At 62.9% G+C, this 210-nt stretch carries 1 protein-coding gene; it reads left to right on the top strand.

Features of this window, described 5'->3' with window-relative positions; translation table 11 throughout:
• Positions 1-210: gamma-glutamyltransferase (locus A3736_RS04510; protein WP_197465492.1), on the top strand; the 210-nt coding region annotated here is incomplete at both ends.

Below are 210 nucleotides of genomic sequence, written 5' to 3'. Positions count from 1 at the left end.
AAGGGCGCGATGCGTTCTATGACGGCGCGCTGACCGAGACGATGGTGGATTACCTCCAGCGTCAGGGCAGCGCCTTCACCCGCGCCGATTTCGCCGCGCATGACAGCGAGTGGGTCGATCCCGCCTGCGCGATTTATCGCGACGGATTCGAACTGTGCGAACTGCCGCCCAACAGCCAGGGCTTTGCCGCCTTGCAAATGGTCAACATCC

The organism is Erythrobacter sp. HI0063 (assembly GCF_001635685.1).
Taxonomy (GTDB): Bacteria; Pseudomonadota; Alphaproteobacteria; order Sphingomonadales; family Sphingomonadaceae; genus Qipengyuania.
The sequence above is the reverse complement of the archived record's forward strand: the minus strand, read 5'-3'. Positions and strand labels throughout refer to the sequence as shown.